Below are 24,646 nucleotides of genomic sequence, written 5' to 3'. Positions count from 1 at the left end.
CACGTTTAAAGGGGAATCACCATGAAGATCGCTTTTGATGTTGATGTCATCAGGGACCTGGGCATCACTAAAATGGTTCAGCAGGTGGCGGACTGGGGCTATCAGTATATTGAGCAGTCGCCGCATCCGCAGATCAATCCGTTCTACAAGCATCCGAAGGCCGGGCGTGAAGTGATGGCGGAATACAAAAACGCGCTGAAGGCCACCGGCGTGGAGATTTCCTCATTTATCGTGGTGTATCGCTGGTCCGGCCCGGGGGAAGATCGTCGCCAGGCGGCGGTAAAAAACTGGCGCAGGATGATAGAGATCGCGGTGGAAATGGGTGTGCAGGTGATCAACACCGAACTGGCAGGCAACCCTAATGAGCCGGAGATCTGTGAAGAGTTGTGGTATCGCTCCATGGAGGAGCTGTTGCCGATTATCGAGCGCGAAGGTATTCGCATGGAGATCCAGTCTCACCCGTGGGACTTCTGCGAGTTGAGCAATGAAACCGCCGATATCGTTAAATCGCTACGTAGCGATCACGTCAAGTACCTCTACAGCGTGCCGCACACCTTCTACTACGACAAAGGCCAGGGTGACGTGGCCGGCATGCTGAAATATGCCGGTGACGATCTCTCGCATGTATTGATCGCCGATACCATGAACCATACCAAACACTGTCGCTATATCGTCAACCCGCCGGGTGTCGATGCCGCAGTGCACCAGCATATGGGCATCGGCGAAGGGGAAGTGGACTTCGATACCCTGTTCCAGACCCTGCGCGATATGGAGTTTGCCAACCGCAGCTTTAAGGTCGGCGGTGAGTCGATTATCTGCACCTCGCTGTTTGGTTATCCGGAAAGAATGAAAACCCAGGCGGTAGCGACCCGCGAGCGAATCGAAAAAGAGCTGCTGGGTAAATAAATTTCTCGGCTGCGCGGGTTGGCATCACCGTCGGGCCGTTTCGACTATTGAGGCTGAAAATGAATAAAGACAACGTAAAACTGGCCATCGCCCCGATTGGCTGGACCAATGACGACATGCCTGACCTGGGCAAAGAGAATACTTTCCAACAGTGCGTCAGTGAAATGGCGCTGGCCGGGTTCACCGGTAGCGAAGTGGGCAGCAAGTACCCGCGCGATCCGGCGGTACTGAAACCGATGCTGGATATCCGCGGTATTCAGATCTGCAACGCCTGGTTCAGCACCTTCTTCGCCGATGGCCTGAAAGAAAAAACCATTGATGAGTTTATTAATCATATGAATTTCCTGCATGCGATGGGCGCCAAAGTGATTGGCTGTTCCGAGCAGAGCAAGAGCATTCAGGGCACCACCAAAGGGGTGTTCGAAGAGAAGCCATATTTCAGCGATGAAGAGTGGCAGCGGGTGGCCGATGGCTACAATGAGCTGGCTAAAATTGCCGCTGACAAGGGGATGCAGGTCTGCCTGCACCATCATATGGGCACCGGCATCCAGACTACCGCCGAGATCGACCGCTACATGAGCATGGTAAACGACGACGTTTACCTGCTGTTTGATACCGGCCATGCCTACTACTCCGAAGGCAGCCAGCAGGCGATGATGGCAATTCTGGAAAAATACCTGCCGCGCATTAACCATGTGCATTTGAAGGACGTGCGCGACGAAGTGGTGGCAGAGGTGAAGGCCAACAAACTGAGCTTCCTCGACGGCGTGAAAAAAGGCACCTTCACCGTGCCGGGTGACGGGGTCATCGACTTCCGGCCGGTATTCAAACTACTGGACGAGCGTGGTTACAAAGGCTGGATGGTGGTGGAGGCCGAGCAGGATCCGGCGTTGGCCAATCCGTTTGAGTATGCGGTGAAGGCACGGCGTTATATCAAAGAGACTGCCGGCATTTAATCCGGCCGTGATCTGCAAGGGGCGCTTGATTAATCAATGCGCCCCTTTTTATTCTGGCTGTCAGGCGAGGGTTTTCCAGGTGGTGACCAGCCTGCCAGTCACGAACAAAGGCCTTTTGGCGTTTGCTCTTAAAACTATACGCATTGGAAAACGAGCTTTGCGACGCCATTAACCAAAAGGTGCGAATCGGTTTCTGATTTAACTTCTTTCATCGCCTTGTTTTGCAGTTTGCAATAATCTGCAGCATCCTTTGCTACCAGGGCCTCGGCGCCAGTTACTCTTCCTCGGCCAGGTGAAGCTTCCACCGCCGCCGTATAATCTCCATTCGGCAGTTTCTCTATGTTGCTATGATAAGATAAACCAATAAATCCGACCCGGGTATTGTCGTTTTTTACTGCGCAACCGGATAAGAGAAGTGCAGTTCCTAATAATAAAGTACAAAAACGCATTGTCATTTGATAGTTACTCCGTCTGTGTATTGTTGTGTGTCCCAACATAAAGACAGCCGTCGATAACCTGAGTTCTTATTCGAAGTGTGCAAATCAATGTCGTTTAGTTTTCATTGAGAACATATATCAAAATATTGCTACTGAATGGTCTTATTTTCATTATAATTTCATATATAACAATTTGTTGCGTGTTAATTTGAAATGGATGTGTGGTTTTGGCGTTACATTTATGGTCGGTTTATTGATTAACGGGTAAAGATGTGTGCGTTTGTTTTTAACGCAACTTTATATCCACGGGATATTAAATGCCTAAAGTGTCGGGTCTGTATTTTGTTGATTGTTTTTTTAAGGCTTAATAGCCAATTCTCTTTTCTATTTAGTCCATTATATAGTTCTTCATTATCTCAAAGAGACTGCCGGCCTTTAAGCTGGCAGAGATCTGCAAGGGGCGCTTGATTAATCAATGCGCCCCTTTTTATTCCGGCTGTCAGGCGAGAGTTTTCCAGGTGGTGACCTGTCCGCCGGGCCATGGGGTTGCTGCGTAAACGCCACGGGCGATCGCTCGCGCCAGAGTGTCCGCTGCCAGCGCACCAATCTGCAGCACCGCCAGCTCTCGGCTGCCCTCGACTTTACGCTGGCCAGTGGACAGGGCAAACACCACGTCGCCGTCGAACGGGCTATGCAATGGGCGAATAGCCCGCGCCATGCCGTCCTGTGCCATCATTGCCACGCGTTTAAGCTCTACCCGGGTCAATGCCAAATCGGTGGCGATACAGGCCAGGGTGGTGTTCTTCCTGCCGCCCGTCGGTTCTTCGGGCATCCAGTCTTCGCCCTGGCCGTGCAGTTGTGCCAGTGCCGAGGCCCCGCCATTGCCAAACTCGCCGTTGATTTCATAAGGCGTAGCCCAGAAGGCACGGGTGCCGGGAGCCACCACAGAACCCAGGCTGTTGACCGCTACCAGTGCGCCGACGGTAGCGCCATTAGCCGCCATGATTGAAGCCGACCCGAGGCCGCCTTTCAGCTTGCCCATGCCGGTCATGGCGCCATAGCCTGCACCTACGGTACCGAGCGGGAAGTCGTGACCTGCTTTGCTCGCAGCCTCGATCCCCAGCTGACGATAAGGAGGATTAAGCTGCCAGTCTTTATCGCCGGCGTTGCTTAGATCGTACAGGCAGGCGGTGGGCACGATCGGCGAGACCGGCACGCCCGGAGCCGGGCGCAGCGCATAGCCTTTGCCCTGTTGCCCGAGCCAGGCGGCCACGCCATCCGCCGCCGCCAGGCCATACACCGAGCCGCCGCTCAGCACCAGCGCATCGAGGGTTTGCACCAGGTTATCTTCACCCAGCGCATCGGTTTCACGGGTTGCCGGGCCGCCACCGCGTACGTCGACGGCGGCTGTCGCCGGGCGATCCGGCAAGATCACCGTGGTACCGGTACGCACCCGACTGTCCTGGGCGACACCGACCCGCAGACCGGGCACGTCGGTAATCAGGTTACGGGCGCCGGTACGGACGGCTGGAGAGGTTGGCATCGCGGCCCCCAGAAAGGTGGTGGGAGAAAGGATGCCGATAGCACCCGTTACGCAGGCCAGCGTTTGCACAAAGGTGCGGCGGCTGACGGTGAAGGGGCGGTTTGCCGCCCCTGATCCACTTTTGCTTTCACTCATAATGAGGGTTTTTTCTGCTGTTCGCTGCGAAAACGCGCCATGTGATGGGAATCGACCAGCTCGCCGTCGCGCATGGCATAGGCGCGGCTGGTGCCTTCGATTTCAAAACCGAACTTGCGGTAAAGCGCAATGGCGGCCTGATTGTCGGTAAACACCGTCAGTTCGATGCGTTCGATGGCCGCCCAATTGTCGCAGAGGTCAATCATCGCGGTCATCAGACTGCTGCCGACGCCTTTGCCCTGATGGCGGTCATCAACGCCAATGCCAAAGCTCGCCACGTGACGGCGGCGCACCCGCTGGTTCAGCATAAGGCCCAGTTGGCCGACGATCTGCCCGTCGATGCAGGCCACCAGGCTATGGGTACCCGGTTGAAGGTTGGCAAGGCGTTGGTGCCACGACTCGATTGAATGTAGTGGAAGATGTAGCGTGTCACGGTAAGCCTTCGGCTGAGAATAAAGTTGATGCAGGGCCTGTGCATCTGCCGTTTCCACGTGACGAACTACGATTTCACTCATTACGCTGCTCCTTTGGCTTACCGGTTGAATAACCTCTGAATTTATCCGTTTAATGTTTCGAGTCAATATTATTTCGGATTGGTTAAAAAAACGCTTTACAGATACGAATGATAATGATTATTATTGCGATGCGTTCTCGGGAGAGTATCAACCTTTGGTACCCTCGCTACGAAGGCACGACATTGCTCACATTGCTTCCAAGTATTACTTAGCCAGCTCGGGTGCTGGCTTTTTTTTTGCCTGCGTTCCGCCCTCCAAGCCTCCTCCAAATTCACTGCCCATGGCTCCAGAACTCCATCTAATTTTTTGAACAGAGGGAAGAGTTTTTTGCGCTTTCTTATTCTGCTGTCAGGACTAGACTGTAAAAAACATTGAGGAGAGTTGAATATGATTTATTTACGTAAGGCAGAAGATCGCGGTCATGCCAATCATGGTTGGCTGGACAGCTGGCACACCTTCTCATTTGCCAACTATCACGATCCTGATTTTATGGGTTTTTCGGCGCTGCGGGTGATTAACGAAGACGTGATTGACGCAGGGCAGGGTTTTGGCACCCACCCGCATAAAGACATGGAAATCCTGACCTACGTGCTGAGCGGCACGGTAGAACACCAGGACAGCATGGGCAATAAAGAGCAGATCCAGGCCGGTGAATTCCAGATCATGAGTGCCGGCACCGGAGTACGTCACTCCGAGTACAACGGCAATAGCGATCGTCCGTTGCACCTGTACCAGATTTGGATCATTCCCGATCGGGTTGGGCTGGAGCCCCGTTATGAGCAACGCATGTTCGATGCGCCACAGGGGCGCCAACTGGTGCTGTCGCCGGACGCACGTGAAGGTTCTCTGAAGGTGTTCCAGGACATGACGCTGTCCCGTTGGGTGTTAGGTAAAGACGAGCTGGCGGAGTGCCCGATTGAAGCCGGACGTCGCGTGTGGATCCAGGTGGTACGCGGCAAGGTTGTGGTCAACGGTCAACAAGCCGGCACCAGCGATGCTTTCGCGGTGTGGGATGAAACCGCACTGTCGATTAAGGCCGATGAAGACAGCGAAATCTTGCTGTTCGATCTGCCGCCAGTCTGATTAAGCGGTAAATATCAAGGGCTCACGCGATGAGCCCTGAGTCTGATGATAAAGTTGTCTTTGAATCCGAGATACCCGGGCCTAGCGCACCGAGGGGCGCTCCGGCGGGCAAGCCGCTACGACCCCTTCGGCACGCTCTCCCTAATAACGGGCTTTGTCAGTTGTCTGGGGACTCACGCGGTGAGCCCTTGAGTTTGCTCTTCCAACAACCAACAATATCGGCCCCGGTTTTTTTTTGCTAAAATGAGCGCCCATTCACGGTTAGCCAGTTCATTGATAATGAAGAAAAAACGGCCGGTACTCCAAGATGTTGCAGACAAGGTTGGCGTGACCAAGATGACGGTGAGCCGTTATCTGCGTAATCCCGATCAGGTTTCTGCCGTCTTGCAGCAAAAAATTGCCGTCGCGCTTGATGAGCTGGGCTACATTCCCAACCGTGCGCCGGATATCCTTTCCAACTCCACCAGCCGCGCCATTGGCGTCCTGCTGCCGTCGCTGACCAACCAGGTGTTTGCCGAAGTATTGCGCGGCATCGAGAGCGTCACCGATGCGCACAATTACCAGACCATGCTGGCGCACTACGGCTATTTGCCGGAGCGTGAAGAACAGCGCCTGACCTCGTTGCTGTCTTACAATATTGATGGACTGATCCTGTCTGAACGTCACCATACGCCACGTACCATGAAAATGATCGAGGTTGCGGGTATCCCGGTCGTCGAGCTGATGGACTGCGTTTCGCCCTGTATCGATCTGGCGGTAGGTTTCAATAACTTTGAGGCCGCACGCCAGATGACCCAGCAAATCATCGCGCACGGCCATCGCCACGTGGTGTATTTTGGCGCGCGTCAGGATGAACGTACCATTATCAAACAGCAGGGCTATGAACAGGCGATGCGTGAATCCGGTCTGCAGCCGTACAGCGTGATGACGGCGCGTTCGTCTTCTTATTCCGCCGGTGGTGAACTGCTGCGTCAGGCGCAACGCGACTACCCGCAGATTGACAGTATTTTCTGCACCAACGATGACCTGGCAATAGGGGCTACCTTCGAGTGCCAGCGGCAGGGGCTGTCGATCCCCAACGATATGGCGATTGCCGGTTTCCACGGCCATGATATCGGCCAGGTGATGGTGCCGAAGCTGGCCAGCGTGTTGACGCCGCGTGAACGCATGGGGCAAATCGGCGCCGAACGCCTGTTGGCCCGACTGCGGGGTGAAACGGTCAGCCCGCGCATGGTGGACGTCGGTTTCACCGTGATCCCCGGTGGCAGTATCTGATCGGTTTTAAGCCATTTTAATTCTGGAACCGCGCTGCTTGGCGCGTTTTCATTTCCCTCTGTAAGCCTGCCCCCTGTTACCCCCATAAGTTTGATCTCTATCCCAGAACGGGAATTTTAGCCCGTTACCCGGTTCCGGCGATCGGGTTGTTACCGGTATCATGATACCGGTAACAATGAGTGTGCGGTGATATTGATCGCGATAGAACCTTTGCCTCAGCACCACCTACAGCTCGTCTTCTAACACCGGGAAGAGCCTAAAAATACAACAAACGCGCGCTTTACGATCTATCGTAAAGAGGGTCTGCGATAAAAAGGTTGGAGAAAAATTATGCCATTAGTGATTGTTGCAGGCGGCGTAGCGCTGCTGCTGCTGCTGATGATTCGCTTTAAGCTGAACGGCTTTATCTCTCTGATTCTGGTTGCTCTGGCGGTCGGGATCACCCAGGGGATGCCGGTCGATAAAGTGATCGGCTCCATCAAGGCCGGCGTTGGCGGCACGCTGGGTAGCCTGGCGCTGATCATGGGTTTTGGTGCCATGCTCGGCAAGCTGCTGGCGGACTGCGGCGGTGCCCAGCGCATCGCCACTACGCTGATCGAAAAGTTCGGTAAAAAACACATTCAGTGGGCAGTGGTGCTGACGGGCTTTACCGTCGGCTTCGCGCTGTTCTATGAGGTGGGTTTCGTGCTGTTGCTGCCGCTGGTCTTCAGTATCGCCGCTTCCGCGCGCGTTCCTCTGCTGTATGTTGGTGTGCCAATGGCGGCTGCGCTGTCGGTAACCCACGGTTTCCTGCCGCCGCACCCTGGCCCAACGGCGATCGCCACCATCTTCCATGCCGATATGGGTAAAACCCTGCTGTACGGTACGCTGCTGGCTATCCCGACGGTGATCCTGGCCGGCCCGGTTTATGCTCGTTTCCTGAAAGGTATCGACAAGCCGGTACCGGAAGGCCTGTATAACCCAAAAATCTTCACCGAAGCGGAAATGCCAAGCTTTGGTATCAGCGTGGCAACCTCTCTGGTGCCGGTGATCCTGATGGCGCTGCGCGCGGTAGCCGAAATGGTGCTGCCGAAGGGTCATAGCCTGTTGCGCTTTGCCGAGTTCTTCGGCGATCCGGTAATGGCGACGCTGATTGCGGTGCTGATTGCTATCTTCACCTTTGGTCTGAACCGTGGCCGCACCATGGATGAAGTGATGGGCACCATCACCGACTCCATCAAGATTATCGCCATGATGCTGTTGATCATCGGCGGTGGCGGCGCGTTCAAACAGGTGCTGGTCGACAGCGGCGTAGAGAAATATATTGCCGCCCTGATGGAAGGCAGTAACGTCTCGCCGATCCTGCTGGCATGGTCGATTGCCGCCGCGCTGCGTTTGGCTCTGGGTTCGGCTACCGTGGCGGCGATTACCGCCGGGGGTATCGTTGCTCCGCTGATCGCCACTACCGGCGCCAGTCCGGAACTGATGGTGATCGCGGTCGGTTCAGGCAGCGTGATTTTCTCTCACGTCAATGACCCGGGTTTCTGGCTGTTCAAGGAGTACTTCAACCTGAGCATCATGGAAACCATTAAATCCTGGTCGGTGCTGGAAACCATCATTTCAGTCTGTGGTTTGGTAGGTTGCCTACTGCTGGCGACGGTCGTCTAAAATACTGAGGTTTCCGGCACCTTGGCGGTGTCGGAAACTATTTTGAGTTTGGGGCGCATTTGATGACGCTACCAGCGTCATCTGATCCCATAAGGGCATGACATATGAGCAATCCACAGCACCACGTATTTATTTTGATGGGCGTTTCCGGCAGCGGAAAATCCGCCGTGGCCAACGCCGTTGCCCATGAGGCCAATGCCGCCATGCTGGACGGCGACTACCTGCACCCGCGTGCCAATATCAATAAAATGGCCGCCGGGCATGCATTGGACGATAACGATCGTGCCCCGTGGCTGGCGGCGTTGAATGACGCGATTTTTGCCATGGAGCGCACCAACGATGTTTCACTGCTGGTCTGTTCGGCGCTGAAAAAGAGCTATCGTGACCGTCTGCGCGAAGGTAACCGCAACCTGCATTTCGTCTATCTGAAGGGTGACAAGGCGGTGATTGAAGAGCGTCTGAAGCAGCGCAAGGGCCACTTCTTCAAACCGCAGATGTTGGTTTCCCAATTCGCTACTTTAGAAGAGCCGAACGAGCAAGAACAAGACGTGCAGGCGATCGAGATTGACCAGCCGCTGGACGGCGTGGTGGCCGATACCCTGGCCTATATTCGTCGTGTTGCAGCCCAGTAAGCCGGGCTGCCGCCACTTCTCGGCGCCGCACCGGCGCCAGTAGCTTCGCTACAACTTCATGTAAGCTCTCACGCCGTCCAGGAACATCTGGGTCGACAGCATTACCAGAATCAGCCCCATCAGCCTTTCCAGCGCACTCACCCCTTTGCTACCCAGCAGGCGCAGGAACAGGTTCGACATCAGCAAAATAGCGGCGGAAATCCCCCAGGCAATCAGCAGTGCCACCACCAGATATGAAATCTGGTTTGGATACTGGTGCGACAGCAGCATCAGCGAGGCCAGAATCGAAGGGCCGGCCACCAGCGGGATGGCCAGTGGCACCAGGAAAGGTTCTTCACCGGCGGAAAGCCCGCTGCTGTCACCCTCCTGCGAGGGAAAGATCATCTTGATGGCGATCAGGAACAGAATAATCCCGCCGGAAATGGATACGGTTTCGGTGCGCAGATTAAGGAACGCCAGAATTTTTTCTCCGGCAAACAGGAAAATCAGCATCAACAGCAGGGCGATCAGCAGTTCACGGATCAACACCACCCGACGACGACGCGGCTCCAGGTGCTTGAGCACCGACATGAAAATCGGCAAATTGCCCAGCGGATCCATGATTAAAAACAGCAACACCGTGACCGAAATCATCTCTGTCATTACTACCTCTGAATCTGAAAAGTGCGTCGGTCATCCCGACCGCTTAATAACCTATACCCTATGACTTTCAAGTTACAGCCAGGCGACCAGCCGGCTCATCCCCAGGTATATAAGAAGGATTGCTGAGAATCGCTCACCCATCGAATAAATTCACTTTGCGCCTGCGCCGACATTTTGTAAGGTGGAGAGATATTGCACACAACTTATAGCAGTCATCCTCCAAGGCAGGACAGTCATTATGAAAAACGTTGGTTTCATCGGTTGGCGCGGAATGGTCGGCTCCGTACTCATGCAACGCATGACACAAGAGCGTGATTTTGACGCCATTCGCCCGGTCTTTTTCTCCACCTCGCAACACGGCCAGGCGGCACCCACCTTCGGCGGCCAGCAGGGCACGCTGCAGGATGCTTACGATGTTGATGCGCTGAGCGCGCTCGACATTATTATTACCTGCCAGGGCGGCGATTATACCAACGAAATTTATCCAAAGCTGCGGGCAACCGGCTGGCAGGGGTACTGGATCGACGCGGCTTCTTCTCTGCGCATGAAGGATGACGCGATCATCATCCTGGATCCGGTCAACCGTGACGTGATTCAGCAGGGCCTGGATAAAGGCATCAAGACCTTTGTCGGCGGTAACTGCACCGTCAGCCTGATGCTGATGTCGCTGGGCGGCCTGTTCGCCAATGATCTGGTGGAGTGGGCGTCCGTGGCTACCTATCAGGCGGCTTCCGGCGGTGGCGCGCGTCACATGCGTGAGCTGCTGACCCAAATGGGCATGCTGCACGCCGACGTGGCGAAAGAGCTGCAGGACCCGGCTTCGGCGATCCTGGATATCGAACGTAAGGTCACTGAGGCCACCCGCAGCGGCAAACTGCCGACCGATAACTTTGGCGTGCCGCTGGCCGGCAGCCTGATCCCCTGGATTGACAAGCAGCTCGATAACGGCCAGAGCCGTGAAGAGTGGAAAGGTCAGGCGGAGACCAACAAAATCCTTAACAGCGGCCTGGTGATCCCGGTCGACGGTCTGTGCGTGCGCGTCGGCGCGCTGCGCTGCCATAGCCAGGCGTTTACCCTGAAGCTGAAAAAGGACGTTTCGCTGCCGGAAATCGAACAAATGCTGGCGACCCATAATGACTGGGTGCGGGTGATCCCGAACGACCGTGAACTGACCATGCGTGAACTGACGCCGGCAGCGGTCACCGGGACGCTGAACACTCCGGTCGGTCGCCTGCGCAAGCTGAATATGGGGCCGGAATACCTGTCTGCGTTCACCGTGGGTGACCAGTTGCTGTGGGGTGCAGCCGAGCCGCTGCGCCGCATGCTGCGCATCCTGCTGTAAACCTGAACTGTACTTCCCGGGGGCTGACCTCTTTTGGCCCCCAAAAGCCTTATTTTCTTCCTTTTTCTTCGTTTCTGCGCGCTATGGACCAAATCGCTGCAAAGGGGGAAAAGCACACAAGTCATCAGCACTTCTCCACGCGGGCAGCAGCGCAAAGACGCTGTCAGGCTGGCAGTTTTCTTAATGAAGAGTTTTCCTTGCTAATGGGCAATGTTTTTAACCGGCATTGGCTATGCTTAAAGGGCTGGCGGATACATTTTCACCAGCGCTAAAAATAAGCATAAAGAGCGGAATTCGGGCCGGGAAGGTGAGAATTGATCAATAACCGACCGCAATCACGCTTTAGATACCGAATGAATTGCATGATAACCAAAACGGCTATGGATTAAGCGTTACGTCCTGTGGATCTCAAGGTGCAGCCATTTCGCTGCAACCTGAAAGACGATGAGCTTACGCGGCCCCTTATAAATCATGCTCTTAATCTTAGGAAGAAGACTATGCCTGTACTTCCCGATCGTGACGTGATTGATCAGCTTTTCTCCGGCAATTCTGCCGACCCCTTTTCTCTGCTGGGTATGCATGCGGCCGATAACGGCCTGCAGGTGCGTGCGCTATTGCCTGATGCCAGCGAAGTCTGGCTGCTGGAGCAGCAAACCGGCCGGCGTCTGGTGCAGCTAAACTGCGATGATGTGCGCGGCTTTTTCAGCGCTACGGTGCCGCGTCGCAAAACCCCGTTCCGCTATCAATTCGAAGTTCGCTGGCAGGATCATCAGCAGATCGTCGACGATCCCTACCGTTTCGGCACCCTGCTGCAGGATATTGACAGTTGGTTGCTGGCCGAAGGCACCCATTTGCGTCCTTATGAACGTCTGGGGGCCCATCTCAGTACGCTCGATGACGTCGAAGGCGTCAGTTTTGCCGTCTGGGCGCCGAATGCCCAGCGCGTCTCGGTGGTTGGCGAGTTTAACTTCTGGGACGGCCGCCGCCACCCGATGCGCCTGCGGCGTGAAAACGGGATTTGGGAGCTGTTCCTGCCGGGGGTGAAAGCCGGGCAATTGTACAAGTACGAAATTATAGACTGCTACGGCAATACCCAGTTGAAGGCCGATCCTTACGCCTTCGAGGCGCAAATGCGGCCGGATACCGCGTCGCTGGTGACGCCGTTGCCGGAGGTGGTGGAAAACACCCCGCAACGCCAGCGGGCCAATGATTTTGACCGACCGATTTCGATCTACGAGGTGCATCTTGGCTCGTGGCGGCGTCACACCGACGATAATTTCTGGCTCAGCTATGGCGAACTGGCCGTGCAGCTGATTGATTACGTCAAGGACATGGGGTTCACCCATATCGAGCTGCTGCCGATTAACGAGCATCCGTTTGACGGCAGCTGGGGCTATCAGCCGTTGGGGTTGTACGCCCCGACCCGGCGTTTCGGTACCCCGGCCGACTTCAAAGATTTTGTCGCGGCGGCGCACCGGGCGGGCATCAACGTGATCCTGGACTGGGTGCCGGGGCATTTCCCCAGCGATGCCTATGGCCTGGCGAATTTCGACGGCACCGCGCTGTATGAATACGCCGACCCGCGCGAAGGCTTCCATCAGGACTGGAATACCCTGATTTACAACTATGGCCGCCATGAGGTACGCAACTATCTGGCGGGTAATGCCCTTTACTGGTTGGAACGCTATGGCATCGACGCATTGCGTGTCGATGCGGTGGCTTCGATGATCTACCGCGATTACAGCCGTGCCGAAGGGGAATGGGTACCGAACTACTACGGTGGCAACGAAAATCTGGAGGCCATTGCCTTCCTGCGTTACACCAACCAGAGCATCGGCAAGGAGCGGCCCGGTGCGGTGACGCTGGCGGAAGAGTCCACCGATTACCCAGGGGTAACGCTGCCGCCGGAATCTAACGGGCTGGGGTTCCACTACAAATGGAATCTGGGTTGGATGCACGACACGCTCAACTACATGCAATGCGACCCGGTACACCGCAAGTATCATCACAATCAGATGACCTTCGGCATGTTGTACGCCTACACCGAAAACTTCGTGCTGCCGATTTCCCATGACGAAGTGGTGCACGGCAAGAAATCGATTCTCGACCGCATGCCCGGCGACGCCTGGCAGAAGTTTGCCAACCTGCGTGCCTACTACGGTTTTATGTGGGCGCACCCGGGCAAAAAACTGCTGTTTATGGGCTGCGAGTTCGCCCAGGGGCGTGAATGGAATTTCGACAGCAGCCTCGACTGGCATCTGCTGGAAGGGCTGGACGGCTGGCATCACGGCGTGCAGCGGTTGGTGCGCGATCTTAACCATTGCTATCAACAGCAGGCACCGTTGTATGAGCGTGACTACCGGCCGGACGGTTTTGAGTGGCTGGTGGTGGACGACCATGACAATTCGGTGTTTGCCTTCGCCCGCTATGATGCGCATGGCAATGAGCTGATCGCTGTCAGCAACTTTACCCCGGTGCCGCGTCACCACTATCGCATCGGTATTTCCCGCCCCGGTGAGTACCGGGAAATCCTCAATACCGACTCACACCATTATCACGGCAGCAATACCGGCAACCAGGGGCGCGTGGTGTCCGAACAGATTGGCAACCACGGCCGCGAGCATTCGATTAGCGTGACCGTACCGCCGCTGGCGACCATCTACCTGCTGCGGGAGGCGCAATGACTGAGCTGACGCCCGGCATCGCCGCGCCTCTCGGGGCGCACTATGACGGTAACGGCATCAACTTTAGCCTATATTCCGCCCATGCTACCGGGGTGGAGCTGTGCCTGTTTGACGAACAACAGCGTGAAGTTCGCCTGCCGCTGGCGACGCGCAGCGGTGATATTTGGCACGGTTATCTGCCGGGCGGCAAACCGGGCCAGCGTTATGGATACCGGGTGCATGGCCCGTTTGATCCTGCGCAGGGGCTGCGTTTTAACCCCAATAAGCTGCTGCTGGATCCCGCCGCCCGCGCGGTCGAGGGGCCGGTGGCCGATGACCCCTACCTGCATGGTGGCTATGACCGGCCGGATCGGCATGACAGCGCCGAGCTGATGCCAAAGTGCGTGGTGATCGACGAAGCCTACGACTGGCAGGATGATTGCCCGCCGGCCACGCCGTGGGGCAAAACGGTGATCTACGAAGCGCATGTGCGCGGTCTGACCCTGCAACACCCGGATATCCCGCAGGTGCTGCGTGGCAGTTTTGCCGCACTTGGGCATCCGGTGATGATCGCCTACTTCAAGCGCCTTGGCATTACCGCGCTGGAACTGCTGCCGGTGCAGCAGCACAGCTCCGAGCCGCGCCTGCAACGCCTCGGGTTGATTAACTACTGGGGCTATAACGTGCTGGCGCCCTATGCGCCGGATAACCGTTACTCCAGCCTGCGTACCGACATGACGCCGCTGCGCGAATTCCGCGACGCGGTGAAGGCGCTGCATAAGGCCGGGATTGAAGTGATCCTCGACGTGGTATTCAACCACAGCGCCGAGCTGGATACCGACGGGCCGACGCTGTCGCTGCGTGGCATCGATAACCCGGGCTATTACTGGCTCACTCCCGAGGGAGGTTACGTGAACGATACCGGCTGCGGTAACACGCTGCGGCTTGATCAACCACAGGGCGTGGCCTGGGTGATGGACTGCCTGCGTTTTTGGGTGGGTGAGTGTCACGTAGACGGCTTCCGCTTTGATCTGGGTAGCGTGCTCGGCCGCACGCCAGCGTTCGATCGCGACGCGCCGCTGTTCCAGGCGATGCTGGCCGACGACCTGCTGTCGCGCTGCAAGTTGATTGCCGAACCCTGGGATATTGGTCCCGGCGGCTATCAGGTGGGTGAGTTTCCCGGGCGCTTTGCCGAGTGGAACGACCATTACCGGGACGATATGCGCCGCTTCTGGCTGCAGGGCGATATTTCGCTCGGTCAGTTCGCCCAGCGTTTTGCCGCTTCCAGTGACCTGTTCAACCAACGCGGGCGTGCGCCGTACGCCAGCATCAACATGCTGACCGCTCATGACGGTTTTACCCTGCAGGATCTGGTCAGCTTTAGCCGTAAGCACAACCAACTGAACGGCGAAGGTAACCGCGACGGCAGCGACCGTAACTTTAGCAACAACCACGGTGTTGAAGGCCCGATAGCCGACGACGCCATTGTGCAACGCCGTAGGGCCAGCCGGCAGGTACTGCTTGCCACGTTATTGCTGTCCCAGGGAACGCCGATGCTGCTGGCCGGCGATGAACATGGACACAGCCAGCAGGGTAACAACAATGCCTATTGTCAGGACAACGCTATCACCTGGCTCGACTGGGCCACGGCGGATGACTCACTCACCGCTTACACCGCCGCACTGATCCACCTGCGCCAACAAATTCCCGCCCTGCAGCATGACCGCTGGTGGCAGGAGGGCGACGGTAACGTGCAGTGGCTGAACGCGCAGGGGCAATCGCTCAGCGCGCAACAGTGGGAGCAGGGAGATCTGCAGTTGCAGATCTGTCTGTCACAACGCTGGCTGGTGGTAGTGAACGCCACGCAGCAGGCGGTGGAGATGACGTTGCCTGCCGGCGATTGGCAGCTTGTCGCCCCCTTTACTCAGGAAGATTCGCGGGCGGTCTTACCCGCCTGGAACCAGGCTGCGCACTCGATTTGCGTGCTGGTCAAGAAAAAATAAAAGGAGTCAGCTATGGTTAGGTTTGAAAATAAAGACCCCCTGATGTTGGCACGCCAACTGCCGATTAAGTCCGTCGCCCTGATTTTGGCCGGTGGCCGCGGTTCGCGTTTGAAAGATTTAACCTCAACCCGTGCCAAGCCGGCCGTCCACTTTGGCGGTAAATTCCGCATCATTGATTTTGCCCTGTCGAACTGCCTGAACTCGGGGATCCGCCGCATCGGTGTGATCACCCAATACCAGTCTCATACCCTGGTGCAGCATATTCAGCGTGGCTGGTCGTTCCTCAACGAAGAGATGAATGAGTTTGTCGATCTGCTGCCGGCCCAGCAACGCCTCAGTACCGAGCACTGGTACAAGGGCACGGCGGATGCGGTGTACCAGAACCTGGACATTATCCGCCGTTACGACGCCGAATATGTGGTGATCCTGGCGGGCGATCATATCTACAAAATGGATTACTCGCGCATGCTGATCGATCACGTGGAAAAGGGCGCGCAGTGTACCGTTGCCTGCCTGCCGGTGCCGCGCGATGAGGCCAGCGAGTTCGGCGTGATGGAAGTGGACGAGAACGATCTGATCCTCGAATTTCTGGAGAAACCCAGCAACCCACCGCCGATGCCAGGTAACCCTGATATGTCGCTGGCCAGCATGGGGATCTACATTTTTAACGCCGACTACCTGTTCCAACTGCTGGAGGAGGACATGTCGACACCGGGCTCAACCCATGACTTCGGCAAGGATCTGATCCCGAAAATCACCGCCCAGAAAGCGGCGTGGGCGCACCCGTTCACGCTGTCCTGCGTAACCTCCAACCCCGAGTTGCCGCCGTATTGGCGCGACGTGGGGACGCTGGAAGCCTACTGGCGCGCCAACCTTGATTTGGCTTCGGTCACGCCGGAGCTGGATATGTATGACCGCGCCTGGCCGATCCGCACCCATATGGAGCCGCTGCCGCCGGCCAAGTTCGTGCAGGACCGTTCCGGCAGCCACGGCATGACCATGAACTCGCTGGTGTCCGGCGGCTGTATTGTCTCCGGTTCGGTGGTGGTGCATTCGGTGCTGTTCCCGCGGGTGCGGGTGAACTCGTTCTGCACCATCGACTCTACTGTATTGTTGCCGGACGTTAACGTCGGCCGTTCCTGCCGTCTGCGACGCTGCATCATTGACCGCGCCTGCCATATCCCCGAGGGCATGGTGATTGGCGAAAACGCCGATGAGGACAGCAAACGCTTTTATCGCTCGGAAGGCGGCATTGTGTTGGTCACGCGCGAAATGTTGTCAAAATTGTGAGTTAAGGTATCCGGCAGAACGATAGCCTGCCGCCATGTAAACGGATTGACTGATGGCTTGCAAAACGCGGATTAACAACAGCGGCAAGCCTGCTTTATTTCTTATCCAGAGGCATTTTTTGCCGACTCTCAGGAGTGATAATGCAGGTTTTACACGTATGTTCTGAAATGTTCCCCCTGTTGAAAACCGGGGGGCTCGCAGACGTGGTTGGCGCATTACCGGCGGCTCAGATCGCCGAGGGCGGCGATGTTCGGGTGTTATTGCCCGCTTTCCCTGACGTTCGTAATGGCATACCGGATTCCGTGCTGGTGGCGGAAATCGACTCGTTCGCCGGCCGGGTCGGCCTGCGTTACGGCACCTATCACGGTGTGGGCATCTACCTGATCGACGCCCCCTGGTTGTACGAACGCCCCGGCAGCCCTTACCACGACCAATCCATGAATGCCTATTCCGACAACCACCGGCGCTTTGCCCTGTTGGGTTGGATGGCCTGCGAACTGGCCAAGGGGCTGGACCGCTACTGGCGGCCACAGGTAGTGCATGCCCATGACTGGCACGCCGGGCTGGCTTGCGCCTATCTGGCGGCTAACGGCCACCCGGCGCGTTCTGTTTTCACCGTGCACAACCTGGCCTACCAGGGGTTGTTCTCCGCCCATCACGTGCCGGAACTGTGGTTGCCGCCTTCGTTCTTCAACATCTATGGCCTGGAGTTTTACGGCCAGATGTCATTCCTGAAGGCCGGTCTGTTCTACGCCGACCATATCACCGCTGTCAGCCCGACCTATGCGCGTGAGATCACCCGGCCGGAGTTCGGCTACGGCATGGAAGGGCTGTTGCAGGAACGCCAGCGGCAGGGGCGTCTTAGCGGCATTCTTAACGGCGTGGATGACAAGATTTGGGACCCGTCCCACGATCCGCGCCTGACTGCGCGCTATGACGCCGACAATTTGAAAAACAAGGCCAAGAATAAACTGCACCTGCAAAAAGCCATGGGGCTGAAAGTGGATGAGTCGCTGCCGCTGTTTGCGGTCGTCAGCCGTCTGACCAGCCAGAAAGGTCTGGATTTAGTCCTGGAAGCGCTACCGGCGCTGCTGGAGCAGGGCGGTCAACTGGCGCTGTTAGGGGCCGGCGATGCGGTGTTGCAGCAGGCATTTCTGGCCGCGGCCGCCGACTACCCTGAACAGGTTGGCGTGCAGATTGGTTACCACGAGGCCTTCTCGCACCGGATCATCGGCGGGGCCGATGTGATTATGGTGCCGAGCCGTTTCGAGCCCTGCGGGCTGACCCAACTCTATGGCCTGAAATACGGCACGCTGCCGCTGGTGCGCCGCACCGGTGGGTTGGCAGATACGGTAGTGGACTGCGCGTTGGAGAACCTGGCCGACGGCAGCGCCAGCGGGTTTGTTTTTGATGATTGCGACGCCGTCGCTCTGGGTAACGCCATTCGGCGTGCCATGGTGCTGTGGAGCCGACCCAAGCATTGGCGTCACGTCCAGCGCCACGCCATGAGCGTGGATTTTGGTTGGCAAGTTGCGGCACAGGAATATCTGTCGCTTTATCAACGCTTATCGTAACTATTGTTATGCCCTATGAATTTCAAGCTGCAGGTAACAAGGCTGCGGCTTGAAAGGCGACGGGCAATCACGCACTTGGGATCGAAAAACTATGACGTTACCGATTAGTTACACCTCACCCACGGTCAGTGTTGAAGCGCTGAAACACTCCATCGCCTATAAATTGATGTTTATTGTCGGCAAGGACCCGGCAATTGCCAACCAGCATGACTGGCTGAATGCCGTGCTGTTTGCGGTTCGCGACCGTATGGTGGAACGCTGGTTACGTTCTAACCGTGCGCAACTTTCACAGGATGTGCGTCAGGTGTATTACCTGTCGATGGAGTTCCTGATCGGCCGCACGTTGTCCAACGCCCTGCTGTCGATGGGCATTTATCAGGATATTGACGACGCATTAAATGAGATGGGGATGAGCCTGGGCGAGCTGCTGGAGGAAGAGAACGATCCGGGCCTCGGCAACGGTGGCCTGGGGCGGCTGGCGGCCTGTTTCCTTGACTCACTGGCGACGCTGGCGTTGCCGGGACGTGGCTACGGTATTCGTTACGAATACGGCATGTTCAAACAAAATATCGTCAACGGTCAGCAGATGGAATCGCCGGACTACTGGCTGGAATATGGCAACCCGTGGGAATTCCCACGTCACAACACGCGCTATAAGGTGCGTTTTGGTGGGCGGATCCAACAGGAAGGCGCCAAGGCACGCTGGGTAGAAACCGAAGAGATTATTGCCACCGCTTACGATCAGGTGATCCCCGGTTTTGATACCGATGCGACCAACACGCTGCGGCTATGGAGCGCCCAGGCCAGTAATGAAATCAACCTGGGTAAATTCAACCAGGGCGATTACTTCGCGGCCGTTGAGGATAAAAACCACTCGGAGAACGTGTCACGCGTGCTGTATCCGGATGATTCCACCTATTCCGGGCGCGAACTTCGCCTGCGGCAGGAGTATTTCCTGGTGTCGGCCACGGTGCAGGATATCCTCAACCGCCACTGGACGATGCATAAAAGCTTCGACAACCTGGCAGACAAGATTGCCATTCACCTGAATGACACTCACCCGGTCCTGTCGATCCCGGAACTGATGCATAGGTTAATCGACGAGCATAAATTCAGTTGGCTGGATGCCTGGGCCGTGGTGGAAAAGGTGTTCTCCTATACCAACCACACGCTGATGAGCGAAGCGCTGGAAACCTGGCCGCTGGATATGATCGGCCGGATCCTGCCGCGTCACCTGCAGCTGATTTTCGAGATTAACGATCACTTCCTCAAACACGTACAGGAAGTCGCGCCGGGAGACAATGACCTGCTGGCTCGAGTGTCTATCATTGATGAAACCAATGGCCGCCGGGTACGTATGGCCTGGCTGGCGGTGGTGGCCAGCCACAAGGTTAACGGCGTTTCTGCGCTGCATTCCGAACTGATGGTGCAATCGTTGTTTGCCGATTTTGCCCATATCTTCCCCGATCGCTTCTGCAATAAAACCAACGGTGTTACGCCACGCCGCTGGCTGGGGCTGGCTAACCGTCCGTTATCCGCCGTACTCGATGACAGTATCGGCCAGACCTGGCGCACCGATCTCAGCCAACTGAGCGAGATCAAGGCCAATGTTGATTACCCCAGTTTCTTGCAGGCTGTGCAGGCCGCCAAACGGCAGAACAAGGAGCGACTGGCTACCTACATCGCCAAAACGCTGAATGTGGTGGTCAACCCGGATGCGCTGTTCGACGTACAGATCAAGCGTATCCACGAATATAAGCGGCAGTTGCTCAACGTACTGCACGTGATCACGCTGTATAACCGTCTGCTGCAGGATCCGGAAACCGAGCGGGTGCCGCGGGTGGTGATCTTTGCCGGCAAGGCGGCCTCGGCTTATTACGCCGCCAAGCAGATCATTCGCTTGATCAACGATGTCGCCAAGGTGATCAACAACGATCCGCGCGTGCATACGCAGTTGAAAGTGGTGTTTATCCCGAACTACGGCGTCAGTCTGGCGCAGATGATCATTCCGGCGGCGGATCTTTCCGAGCAGATCTCACTGGCGGGCACCGAGGCGTCCGGCACCAGTAATATGAAGTTTGCGCTTAACGGTGCGCTGACTATCGGCACGCTGGACGGTGCCAACGTCGAGATGCTGGAACACGTGGGGGAGGAGAACATCTTTATCTTCGGCAATACCGCCGAGCAGGTTGAGGAGCTGCGGCGCAACGGTTACAACCCGCATCTTTACTATGAGCAGGATCCCGAGCTGCATCAGGCGCTGACTCAGATCGCCACCGGTGCTTTCAGCCCTGAGGAGCCAAAGCGCTACAGTAACCTGTTTGATTCACTGGTTAACCTGGGCGATCACTATCAACTGCTGGCCGATTATCGCAGCTATGTGGATACGCAGGACAAGGTGGATGAGGTGTATCGCAATCAGGATGACTGGACGCGGCGGGCAATATTGAATATCGCCAACATGGGCTACTTCTCTTCCGACCGCACCATTCAGGAGTATGCGGACGAGATCTGGCACATCAAGCCTATCAAGCTGTAAATACAAAAGGGCCGGAAATCCGGCCCTTTTTAGCTTTGGCGAGTTACGATGCCAGTGACAGGGTTTTCGCTTTCGCGTGTTCTGCCAGCCAGGCTTTTACCCGCGCCTGCTGCGCTTCATCCAGCCACATACCCAGTTTGGTACGACGCCAGATAGCGTCATCGAGTTCCACCACCCATTCTTTGTCGATCAGGTAGCGCAATTCGGCTTCATGCAGGCCATGACCGAAATCTTCGCCCAGGTCGCTGAGGTTATTGGCATTGGCCAGGATCAGCTCGCTGTGGCTGCCGTAGGTGCGTGCAAAGCGGCGTGCCAGGGATTCCGGCAACCAGCTGTGTTCACGGCGCAGTTTTGCGGCGTAGCTGTCGCGATCGCCACCGATGTCACCACCTGGCAGCGAACCGTTTTTGGTCCACGCCGGGCCACAACCAGGGTAGTAGTGCGCCAGTTTTTCCATCGCATGCTCAGCCAGCTTGCGGTAGGTCGTCAGTTTGCCGCCGAATACGGAAAGCAACGGCGCTTTACCCTGCTCGTCATGTACGTCCAGCGTGTAATCACGGGTCACCGCCTGCGGTGAATCGGACTCGTCGTCGCACAGCGGACGCACGCCAGAGTATGTCCAGACGATATCGTCACGGCCCAACTGCTTCTTGAAGTGGTCGTTATACACTTTCAGCAGATAGTTGATTTCGTTATCGTCGATCTTCACATCTTTCGGATCGCCGTGATACTCCACGTCGGTGGTGCCGATGATCGAGAATTCGTCATTCCATGGGATCACGAAGACGATACGATGGTCTTCGTTTTGCAGAATATAGGACTGTGGCTGATCGTGTACACGCGGTACCACGATGTGGCTGCCTTTGATCAGACGGATGCCATAAGGGGATTTCAGCTTCAGACCATCGTCGAAGAAGTGTTTCACCCATGGACCGGTGGCGTTCACCAGGCCCTTGGCGCGCCAGGTAAAGGTTTTGCCACTGTCGACGTCGACCGCTTCCACCATCCACAGGCCGTTTTCACGCCATGCACGGGTCACTTTGGTGCGTGTGCGCACTTCGCCACCGCGCTTTTCCACTTCCTGGGCATTGAGTACCACCAGGCGAGCATCGTCGACCCAGCAGTCAGAATATTCGAAACCGCGCTTCAATTCAGGCTTCAGCACCGATTCTGGTCCAAAGCGCAAACCCTTGCTGCCTGGCAGACTGGTGCGTTTCCCCAGGTGATCGTACAGGAACAGGCCGATACGGATCATCCAGGCCGGGCGCAGGTGCGGCTGATGCGGCAGACGGAAACGCATTGGGAAGGCGATGTGTGGTGCCAGTCGCAGCAACACTTCACGCTCGGCCAGCGCTTCGCTCACCAAACGGAATTCGTAGTGTTCCAGGTAGCGCAGGCCGCCGTGGATCAGTTTGGAACTGGCGGAAGACGTAGCACAGGCCAAGTCTTGCGCTTCCAGTAGCAGAACGGACAGCCCGCGCCCGGCAGCATCGGCCGCGATGCCGGCACCGTTGATGCCGCCACCGATAACGATCAAGTCTTTGGTTTCCACGTCAACTTCCTCCAGATGTTCGAAATAGCTCTTTCATGTTCGTTTTCGCTCATGATTGTAATCAAAAACCAACAAACAAGCCAAGACTTAACCAAACAAAAACATTTAGGCGTGATAGAGGTAACAGTTTGATGATAGTAGTTATACAAAAAGGAGGGGTATTAGGCATTGCGAGCATTGCCCTGAGCAGTGTGTTAACCGAGCTACTAATAAACCAGATGAATAATAAATGCTTATCTATCTAGAGGTTACAAGATACTAGAGTTTTTGAATCGTCAGAGTATATTTCTAAGTCGGATGTAGGAAAGTTCACGGGATTAAAACAGGAAAAACAGATGCAGAAGCGGCAAACAGCGTATCACGCTGTAACTCAAGGATGGCTAAAATGTCTGATAATGATCTGATTCTCTACACTTCTGAAGACGGTAAATCTCAGTTTATTCTACGTTCATTGGAGGGGCAGGTATGGCTTACGCAGTTAGAAATGGCCGAACTTTACCAAACCAGTAAGCAGAATATTGGCAAACATGTAAAAGGGGTGATCGCAGATAAAGAGCTGGCTGAAGGGGCAGTTGTAAACCGCAAGTTTACAACTGGGGCGGACGGTAAAGAGTACCTAACGCTGCTGTACTCTTTACCGATGATTATCTCTGTGGGTTATCGGGTTCGCTCAACTCGTGGTACGCAGTTCAGACAATGGGCCACTCGGACGCTGGGTGAATATATGCTCAAAGGCTTCGCTATGGATGACGAACGCCTGAAAGATCCCAAATGGGATTACTTCGACGAGCTTCTTGAGCGCATCCGTGATATTCGCACTTCCGAGTTACGCTTTTATCAAAAAATCCGCGATCTGTTTACGCTATCAGAAGATTACAGAGCTAACGAAAAAGACACTGGGTTAATGAACAGCCACTGTTGAGCCACTGTTGCTCCGTAAGTCGTGAACAGATGAAGTCTGTTGTACACCAACGTTATGAATCCTTCGATCAGCAAAGAAAAATGACTGATGCACGTGAGGCCGACCGAATTGAACTGGAACAACTTGAGCAGCTTGAAAAACGCTTAAGCAGGAAAAATGCTCCCTAGCACCTTATCCAAAAGGAGAAGATGCGAGAGAAGGGCTTAACACAACTCCAGCTGTACGTCGTACTGCTCGATGATTTTCATCACGCTTGGCGGCGGTAGTTGATCGGTAAACAGGTAGTCGATCAGGCTCATATTGCCGAGGTTAACCATCGCGTTGCGGCCGAATTTGGAATGGTCGGTGACCAACATCACGCAGCGTGAATTTTCGATAATTGCGCGTTTGGTGCGCACTTCGTGATAGTCGAATTCAAGCAGCGAGCCGTCCATATCGATGCCGCTGATACCCAGAATGCCGTAATCGAGACGGAACTGGGAGATAAAGTCCAGCGTGGCCTCACCCATGATACCGCCGTCGCGGGTACGTACCTCACCACCGGCCAGGATCAGACGGAAATCTTCCTTGGCGGTCAGCAGAGTGGCGACGTTCAGGTTATTGGTCACCACGCGCAGGTTCTTGTGATTCATCAGCGCATGGGCGACCGCTTCCGGGGTGGTGCCGATGTCGATAAACAGCGTGGCGCCGTCCGGGATCTGGCTGGCGACGCGTTGAGCGATACGCGCTTTCTGTTCCGACCACATCACTTTACGATCGTTGTAGGCGGCATTGACCGAACTGGAAGGCAAGGCTGCCCCACCGTGGTGGCGTTGGATTTTGTTCTGATCGGCCAGGTCATTCAAATCACGACGAATTGTTTGCGGGCTAACGTCAAAATGTTCGACCAGCTCTTCGGTACTGACATAACCCTGCAGGCGCACCAGCTCGATAATAGCGTCATGACGCTGTGTTTGCTTCACGGTAATCCCCTAAAACGCCTGGCTTGTA

At 55.9% G+C, this 24,646-nt stretch carries 19 protein-coding genes; 13 read left to right on the top strand and 6 right to left on the bottom strand.

From position 1 onward, the window contains the following. Window positions 1–21: 21 nt before the first annotated feature. Together SERS4_RS0124055 and iolE are read left to right on the top strand one after the other, a co-directional pair. A complete protein-coding gene (locus tag SERS4_RS0124055) occupies window positions 22–906 on the top strand; it encodes a sugar phosphate isomerase/epimerase family protein (protein ID WP_012147332.1) in 885 nt (294 codons plus the stop codon). A gap of 59 nt (window positions 907–965) precedes the next feature. Then, window positions 966–1,862, top strand: a complete 897-nt coding sequence (gene iolE / locus SERS4_RS0124050; protein ID WP_017894322.1) for a myo-inosose-2 dehydratase — start codon at window positions 966–968, stop codon at window positions 1,860–1,862. Between the two features lie 134 nt (window positions 1,863–1,996). On the opposite strand, the gene SERS4_RS0124045 is transcribed toward iolE, so the two are convergent. The 3 genes from SERS4_RS0124045 to SERS4_RS0124035 form a co-directional block, all read right to left on the bottom strand. Continuing rightward, window positions 1,997–2,317 carry a hypothetical protein gene (locus SERS4_RS0124045; protein WP_017894321.1) on the bottom strand — a complete coding sequence of 107 codons (321 nt, stop codon included), beginning with the start codon at window positions 2,315–2,317 and terminating at the stop codon, window positions 1,997–1,999. A gap of 481 nt (window positions 2,318–2,798) precedes the next feature. Next, complete coding sequence (locus SERS4_RS0124040; protein WP_017894320.1) at window positions 2,799–3,977, bottom strand: P1 family peptidase; 1,179 nt, start codon at window positions 3,975–3,977, stop codon at window positions 2,799–2,801. Further along, window positions 3,974–4,492, bottom strand: a complete 519-nt coding sequence (locus SERS4_RS0124035; RefSeq protein ID WP_017894319.1) for a GNAT family N-acetyltransferase — start codon at window positions 4,490–4,492, stop codon at window positions 3,974–3,976. Before SERS4_RS0124035 ends, SERS4_RS0124040 begins: the two co-directional genes overlap by 4 nt. 387 nt (window positions 4,493–4,879) lie before the next feature. Here SERS4_RS0124035 and SERS4_RS0124030 point away from each other — a divergent pair, with 387 nt between their 5' ends. The 4 genes from SERS4_RS0124030 to gntK all read left to right on the top strand — a co-directional run bounded on the left by SERS4_RS0124030 (window position 4,880) and on the right by gntK (window position 9,129). Continuing rightward, window positions 4,880–5,575 carry a pirin family protein gene (locus SERS4_RS0124030; protein WP_017894318.1) on the top strand — a complete coding sequence of 232 codons (696 nt, stop codon included), beginning with the start codon at window positions 4,880–4,882 and terminating at the stop codon, window positions 5,573–5,575. 279 nt (window positions 5,576–5,854) lie between these two features. Next, window positions 5,855–6,850, top strand: coding sequence for a gluconate operon transcriptional repressor GntR (gntR, locus tag SERS4_RS0124025; protein ID WP_017894317.1), 996 nt, complete (start codon window positions 5,855–5,857; stop codon window positions 6,848–6,850). A 330-nt stretch (window positions 6,851–7,180) separates the two neighbouring features. Beyond that, entirely contained in the window at window positions 7,181–8,497 is a 1,317-nt protein-coding gene (gntT, locus tag SERS4_RS0124020) for a gluconate transporter (protein ID WP_012147326.1), read from the top strand. A gap of 104 nt (window positions 8,498–8,601) precedes the next feature. Further along, window positions 8,602–9,129 (top strand): gluconokinase, encoded by a 528-nt coding sequence (gntK, locus tag SERS4_RS0124015; RefSeq protein ID WP_017894316.1) that lies wholly within the window; start codon window positions 8,602–8,604, stop codon window positions 9,127–9,129. 48 nt (window positions 9,130–9,177) lie between these two features. Here gntK and SERS4_RS0124010 read toward each other — a convergent pair whose 3' ends face one another. Beyond that, window positions 9,178–9,771 (bottom strand): YhgN family NAAT transporter, encoded by a 594-nt coding sequence (locus tag SERS4_RS0124010; protein WP_012147324.1) that lies wholly within the window; start codon window positions 9,769–9,771, stop codon window positions 9,178–9,180. A 238-nt stretch (window positions 9,772–10,009) separates the two neighbouring features. On the opposite strand from SERS4_RS0124010, the gene asd reads away from it, so the two are divergent. The 6 genes from asd (at window position 10,010) to glgP (ending at window position 21,182) form a co-directional block, all read left to right on the top strand. Further along, entirely contained in the window at window positions 10,010–11,113 is a 1,104-nt protein-coding gene (gene asd, locus SERS4_RS0124005; RefSeq protein ID WP_017894315.1) for an aspartate-semialdehyde dehydrogenase, read from the top strand. A 497-nt stretch (window positions 11,114–11,610) separates the two neighbouring features. Continuing rightward, window positions 11,611–13,797, top strand: a complete 2,187-nt coding sequence (gene glgB / locus SERS4_RS0124000) for a 1,4-alpha-glucan branching protein GlgB (protein WP_026142568.1) — start codon at window positions 11,611–11,613, stop codon at window positions 13,795–13,797. Further along, the gene (glgX, locus tag SERS4_RS0123995; RefSeq protein WP_017894312.1) at window positions 13,794–15,779 is read left to right on the top strand and encodes a glycogen debranching protein GlgX; all 1,986 of its coding nucleotides are present in this window, start codon (window positions 13,794–13,796) and stop codon (window positions 15,777–15,779) included. The genes glgB and glgX overlap by 4 nt, the downstream gene beginning before the upstream one ends. 12 nt (window positions 15,780–15,791) lie before the next feature. Next, entirely contained in the window at window positions 15,792–17,069 is a 1,278-nt protein-coding gene (glgC, locus tag SERS4_RS0123990) for a glucose-1-phosphate adenylyltransferase (protein ID WP_012147320.1), read from the top strand. 140 nt (window positions 17,070–17,209) lie between these two features. Further along, on the top strand, window positions 17,210–18,643 hold the full coding sequence (glgA, locus tag SERS4_RS0123985; protein ID WP_012147319.1) for a glycogen synthase GlgA: 1,434 nt from the start codon (window positions 17,210–17,212) through the stop codon (window positions 18,641–18,643). A gap of 91 nt (window positions 18,644–18,734) precedes the next feature. Next, window positions 18,735–21,182 (top strand): glycogen phosphorylase, encoded by a 2,448-nt coding sequence (glgP, locus tag SERS4_RS0123980; RefSeq protein WP_012147318.1) that lies wholly within the window; start codon window positions 18,735–18,737, stop codon window positions 21,180–21,182. Between the two features lie 43 nt (window positions 21,183–21,225). On the opposite strand, the gene glpD is transcribed toward glgP, so the two are convergent. After that, complete coding sequence (gene glpD / locus SERS4_RS0123975) at window positions 21,226–22,734, bottom strand: glycerol-3-phosphate dehydrogenase (RefSeq protein WP_017894311.1); 1,509 nt, start codon at window positions 22,732–22,734, stop codon at window positions 21,226–21,228. A gap of 385 nt (window positions 22,735–23,119) precedes the next feature. On the opposite strand from glpD, the gene SERS4_RS25875 reads away from it, so the two are divergent. Beyond that, complete coding sequence (locus SERS4_RS25875; protein ID WP_017894310.1) at window positions 23,120–23,656, top strand: virulence RhuM family protein; 537 nt, start codon at window positions 23,120–23,122, stop codon at window positions 23,654–23,656. Between the two features lie 203 nt (window positions 23,657–23,859). Here SERS4_RS25875 and SERS4_RS0123965 read toward each other — a convergent pair whose 3' ends face one another. After that, entirely contained in the window at window positions 23,860–24,618 is a 759-nt protein-coding gene (locus SERS4_RS0123965; protein WP_012147315.1) for a DeoR/GlpR family transcriptional regulator, read from the bottom strand. Between the last annotated feature and the right edge of the window lie 28 nt (window positions 24,619–24,646).

It is taken from the genome of Serratia sp. S4 (assembly GCF_000347995.1).
GTDB lineage: Bacteria > Pseudomonadota > Gammaproteobacteria > Enterobacterales > Enterobacteriaceae > Serratia > Serratia quinivorans.
The sequence above is the reverse complement of the archived record's forward strand: the minus strand, read 5'-3'. Positions and strand labels throughout refer to the sequence as shown.

Coding starts and splice junctions, on each gene's coding strand:
- SERS4_RS0124055 (WP_012147332.1), top strand. CDS start 22: ATGAAGATCGCTTTTGATGTTGATGTCATCAGGGACCTGGGCATCACT.
- iolE (WP_017894322.1), top strand. CDS start 966: ATGAATAAAGACAACGTAAAACTGGCCATCGCCCCGATTGGCTGGACC.
- SERS4_RS0124045 (WP_017894321.1), bottom strand. CDS start 2,317: ATGACAATGCGTTTTTGTACTTTATTATTAGGAACTGCACTTCTCTTA.
- SERS4_RS0124040 (WP_017894320.1), bottom strand. CDS start 3,977: ATGAGTGAAAGCAAAAGTGGATCAGGGGCGGCAAACCGCCCCTTCACC.
- SERS4_RS0124035 (WP_017894319.1), bottom strand. CDS start 4,492: ATGAGTGAAATCGTAGTTCGTCACGTGGAAACGGCAGATGCACAGGCC.
- SERS4_RS0124030 (WP_017894318.1), top strand. CDS start 4,880: ATGATTTATTTACGTAAGGCAGAAGATCGCGGTCATGCCAATCATGGT.
- gntR (WP_017894317.1), top strand. CDS start 5,855: ATGAAGAAAAAACGGCCGGTACTCCAAGATGTTGCAGACAAGGTTGGC.
- gntT (WP_012147326.1), top strand. CDS start 7,181: ATGCCATTAGTGATTGTTGCAGGCGGCGTAGCGCTGCTGCTGCTGCTG.
- gntK (WP_017894316.1), top strand. CDS start 8,602: ATGAGCAATCCACAGCACCACGTATTTATTTTGATGGGCGTTTCCGGC.
- SERS4_RS0124010 (WP_012147324.1), bottom strand. CDS start 9,771: ATGACAGAGATGATTTCGGTCACGGTGTTGCTGTTTTTAATCATGGAT.
- asd (WP_017894315.1), top strand. CDS start 10,010: ATGAAAAACGTTGGTTTCATCGGTTGGCGCGGAATGGTCGGCTCCGTA.
- glgB (WP_026142568.1), top strand. CDS start 11,611: ATGCCTGTACTTCCCGATCGTGACGTGATTGATCAGCTTTTCTCCGGC.
- glgX (WP_017894312.1), top strand. CDS start 13,794: ATGACTGAGCTGACGCCCGGCATCGCCGCGCCTCTCGGGGCGCACTAT.
- glgC (WP_012147320.1), top strand. CDS start 15,792: ATGGTTAGGTTTGAAAATAAAGACCCCCTGATGTTGGCACGCCAACTG.
- glgA (WP_012147319.1), top strand. CDS start 17,210: ATGCAGGTTTTACACGTATGTTCTGAAATGTTCCCCCTGTTGAAAACC.
- glgP (WP_012147318.1), top strand. CDS start 18,735: ATGACGTTACCGATTAGTTACACCTCACCCACGGTCAGTGTTGAAGCG.
- SERS4_RS25875 (WP_017894310.1), top strand. CDS start 23,120: ATGTCTGATAATGATCTGATTCTCTACACTTCTGAAGACGGTAAATCT.